The sequence below is a fragment of the Fretibacterium sp. genome (assembly GCF_057312375.1).
This window is the reverse complement of record NZ_DBHLDX010000101.1, coordinates 1-3880: the sequence shown is the minus strand read 5'-3', so window position 1 is coordinate 3880 and position 3880 is coordinate 1. Positions and strand designations below refer to the sequence as shown.

5 protein-coding genes are annotated in these 3880 nt (G+C 62.6%); all 5 read right to left on the bottom strand.

Features of this window, described 5'->3' with window-relative positions; translation table 11 throughout:
- A partial coding sequence (locus ACO41U_RS10005) for a portal protein (RefSeq protein ID WP_485943644.1) occupies positions 1-1580 on the bottom strand: 1580 nt, incomplete at its 3' end.
- On the bottom strand, positions 1580-2410 hold the full coding sequence (locus ACO41U_RS10000) for a hypothetical protein (protein WP_485943642.1): 831 nt from the start codon (positions 2408-2410) through the stop codon (positions 1580-1582). The genes ACO41U_RS10000 and ACO41U_RS10005, both read right to left, overlap by 1 nt.
- Positions 2385-3023 carry a hypothetical protein gene (locus ACO41U_RS09995; protein ID WP_485943640.1) on the bottom strand — a complete coding sequence of 213 codons (639 nt, stop codon included), beginning with the start codon at positions 3021-3023 and terminating at the stop codon, positions 2385-2387. The genes ACO41U_RS10000 and ACO41U_RS09995 overlap by 26 nt, the downstream gene beginning before the upstream one ends.
- Entirely contained in the window at positions 3016-3408 is a 393-nt protein-coding gene (locus ACO41U_RS09990; protein WP_485943638.1) for a terminase small subunit, read from the bottom strand. The genes ACO41U_RS09995 and ACO41U_RS09990 overlap by 8 nt, the downstream gene beginning before the upstream one ends.
- Positions 3409-3544: 136 nt before the next feature.
- Positions 3545-3880: hypothetical protein (locus ACO41U_RS09985; RefSeq protein ID WP_485943637.1), on the bottom strand; the 336-nt coding region annotated here is incomplete at its 5' end.

Genomic DNA, 3880 nt, shown 5'->3' with positions numbered 1-3880 from the left:
GACAGATCGAAGTCCCCGGCAAGGTCGTCAGGGGCAAAGGAGATCGTCTCGTTCTGGAGCCGCACCACCTGTTCCTGATCGAGATAGCGCTGGTTGATCTGGATCAAAAAGCGGAACAGCTCGCTGATCCCCGTCTCGGCGAAGTTCCGGATGATCTCCTCCTGCCGCTGCTGGGCGGCCGACATGATCATGTTGATACCCGTCGCCGTCTTGTTGAGGCTTGAGGCATCGAGTCCCTGGTTGTACCGGGTGATCGGCGTCCATTCCTCGAGTTGGCTCTTCAGGTACTCGAAGAACTGGAAGTTCTGCGGGTTCATCCCCGGGTGTGGCATCGGCATGAAGGCGTTTTGAGGTATCCCTGCCGAGCGGATGAACATGGCGTCGCCGATCAGGTCCTCGAGGTTGATAGCCGATTCATCCACGACGGCCCGCCACTGGTTCGAGAGTCCAAGCGACACGACCATCTGGCGCAGCAGCGCCGTGTGCGCGTCCTGGACGTCCTGAATGACCTCGCCCAGTCCCATGCGTCCCCAGACCTGATAGCTATCCCAGAACGGCACCAGATCGAAGAATGGGGCCCGTCCGTAGGGGTTCTCCACGGCCCGCAGCAGCCGGTCCCCGCACACCGTCACGATGGCGTCCTCCAGCACCCCGTCCCCGTCGATATCGGTCTTGAGCCAGCACTCGTGGATGAGGACCTTCGCCCGGGCCCGCTCCGTGCTCCACAGGTCGGACGAGTACGAATCCTCCGCCGACCGATTCAGGATTTTCTCCAGCTCCGTCGGCTCTAGCCCCTCCGGGTTCAGCCCCACGTCCTCGACGGCGTCCTCGTCGTAGATGCCGCGCCGGGCGTCCCGGCGCAGGCGATCCAGGGTGACGACCTTCCGATGCGCCACCATGGAACACTCGCCCAGCGTCCGCCCGTCCGGGGTGAAGCGGATATCCGAGGGCCGGACCACCTCGATGACCGGCTGGTTGATGGTCGTCCGCTCCTCTTCCCACCTCACCTCGGACCTGGGAGGGGCAAGTCCCAGGAGGGCGGAGATATCCGGGACGGGCTCCGAGCTCACGACCCTGTTTGCGGGGTTCTGAAGGACCCCCACGAGCTGCGCCTCGTCCAGCACGTCGTGATGCGGAATCATCTCCCCCTCTCGCTTCCAATAGCACTTCAGGACGCCCAGGTTCGTTGCCAGCGCGTCCCCGAACCAGCTTTTGAAAATGCGGTATCCCTGGTTCTTCACGGTCAGCTGCCACTGAATCAGCTTCATCAGCCGCTCCGCCCGATCGGCGTCCTCCGGGCCGACCCCGGCGATCCCGATGATCCGGTCCGCCCCGAAGAACGCCCGAAGCAGGTTCGGCAGCAGCCACTCGATGGCGCTCCAGAGGTCGAAGGTCCGCAGCTCGTTCTTCTCCGAGAGCTTGGGGTACAGCTTCTTGTAACGCTCCCGGCTGGAGTAGTAGACCTCGTAGCGCCGGATGAGGTCCTTCTCGATGTTCTCCGTGTAGTGCTTTTCCGCGGTCTCGATATCGGCCCGCGCCGTAGCGAGAATCCGTTTTGCGTCAATCCGTATGGTCTTCATCACATCCTCCCCGCTATCGGCATTTTGAAATTGTTCTTCTGAGGGACCTTCCCCACCATGGACAGGACGTACCCCAGCGCATCGACGATGTGTGTGTACTCGTTGTCCGCGAGCTGGTCCGTTACGTGCCCGTTGACCTCTTTGCGCTGGTACCCTCCGGTCAGCGCGGCGATCAGCCAGACGCAGCGCGGGTCGATGAGAAGCATCGGCTGCCCGTCGCCCGTCAGCGTCGTCAGGGCCTTCCGAATCGGCTGGTCCCGCTGCGCGAACGCCACCGGCCCGGCGCTGACCGAAATCCCGAACTCCTCCCGCAGGAGCTGCACACAAGTTCGTTCGTCGGTTTGGGCTCTCTGGTTTCCGGCCGGGTCCCCGTAGTCCGCGAAGGTGAAACCGGGGAAGTTCGCCGCACTCTCCGCCTGCACGATTCGTCCGTGGGCGAGGATTCCCGATTCCCAGGACTGTATCTCTGGCCACAGGACGAGCGTCTGCCCCTTCGCTGTCCCCTGGCAGAACACCGTCGCCGGCGTGAGCCCATAGTCCCAGCCACGGACGACCGGACGACCGGGGATGGGGGCGAGGGGGCCAGCCGCTACGTGGAAGTCGTAGCGAAATTCCGGATACCACGGCTTCCCCTTGGGGACGTTGAAGTTGATCTCGAACTCCTGTTCCCAGTCCGCCGCCGTAGTCCCTTTCTGTTCCCGCTCCCGCCACTCTGGAGAACGTTTTGCGGGGTCCGCCGAATAATGAACGCGGAGGACGTGAACCCCGTCCTCCGTGTCGTACTCCGTTATGCCTGGCATCGTTTCAACGCTGACCTGTTCTGAGTCCACCCTTCACCACCACCTCGAAGAACCCCGGCGCTGCCGAGGAGATGAGCGTGATACGCCCTCCACCTTGGGCGATGGGGCGGAGTGCCCGCCAGGTCTCGCCCGCCCGCTCCCAGAACGCGATCTCGTCGCACATCACGGCCGTGGCCGTGTACTGCCGCAACTGGTCCGCGCCCTGCGACACCGCGCGGACGATCGAGCCGTTCGAGAAGGAGACCTGGTACTCCTTTCGCTTCACGGTCGGCAGTCCGTAGCCCTTCAGCCAGGCGGGCAGGCTGGCGTAGAGGAAGAGCATCCGGTTCTCCCCGATAAGATAGTCCGAATCCTCCGCCTTCTTGGACTGAATGAAGATGGCCGACCGGGGACAGAACAGTGCCAGATGCAGGTGCAGCGCCAGCATCAGCCAGGTCAGCATCATACGCCGAGACTTCGGGATCGCCAGCATCTTGTGCCGCTCCCAGACCTCACAGATATGCCGCAGGTAGGGCAGGTCAGGGAACGGCTTCACGCTGCCGCCGTCGGCCTCGTCGAGGGTTCGGCAGGCATCGCGGACGAACGCCCAGGGGCTGCGCGCCCACTTCTCGACCACCGCCGCCACGAGCTGCTGGTCATCCACGCCCGACCATCTCCAGGAGGCGGGCCCGCGTCTCCTCGTCGAAAACGTTCACGGAGACCGTCTGGTCCATTTCCACCCGCTCCAGGAAGTCGCCCTCGGACTTTCCCAGCAGTTCCGCGGCCTTGAGGCGGTCCTTCATGGCCTCGTCTTCGTTCCGGAGCACGGAGGTCCAGAACTCCTGCCGCTCCTGCCGGGTTGCGATGGTCGGAGCGAGCCGCTTAGCCTCGCGAGCCTTGATGGCGTCTTGAATGTCATCATTTGTCAACAATCGTTGCCCTTGAGACCGAGCTGATCTTTCGCTATACCCCGCTGCCAGGGCCGCCGCCGTGGCATTTCCCGCGTAGGCCTCCACGAACGCCCGCTGCCTCGCATTCAGTTTTGCCACGACGACACCTCCTCTCATGGCAACAAAAAAGGACGCCCCGCGGGCGCCCAATTCGATGCTATGAGCATACCACGGGAACCGAGCTTTTATTCCCACGCCATTCCCAAATTATTCCCAAATTATTCCCACCAAAATCTCAGAACCCCAGATAGCGGAGGCTAAGCCCCACCAATTCATTCCTTCGGCGAAAGAAGGACATTCGGCTCAGCCTAAGCTCCTCTGCCGTCGCCTGCCAGGTATTCTCTCCGAGGTAGAACAGCTCCAGAATCCCTCGCAAGATCGTCTTCGGTGACCCCTCCAAAACATACCCGGCCCTCAGATCGTCGTAGAGGCGTCTAATGGGCTCCGTTTTGCGTTCAAGGTATCGGATATCCTCTTCGAGGTTTTCGATGCGTTCCAGGCGTGCTGAGACGGCATCCCGGAGATATCCCAGGCAGGGGAGAGCGTCGTATGCCTGGCCCTTCGCCGAGGA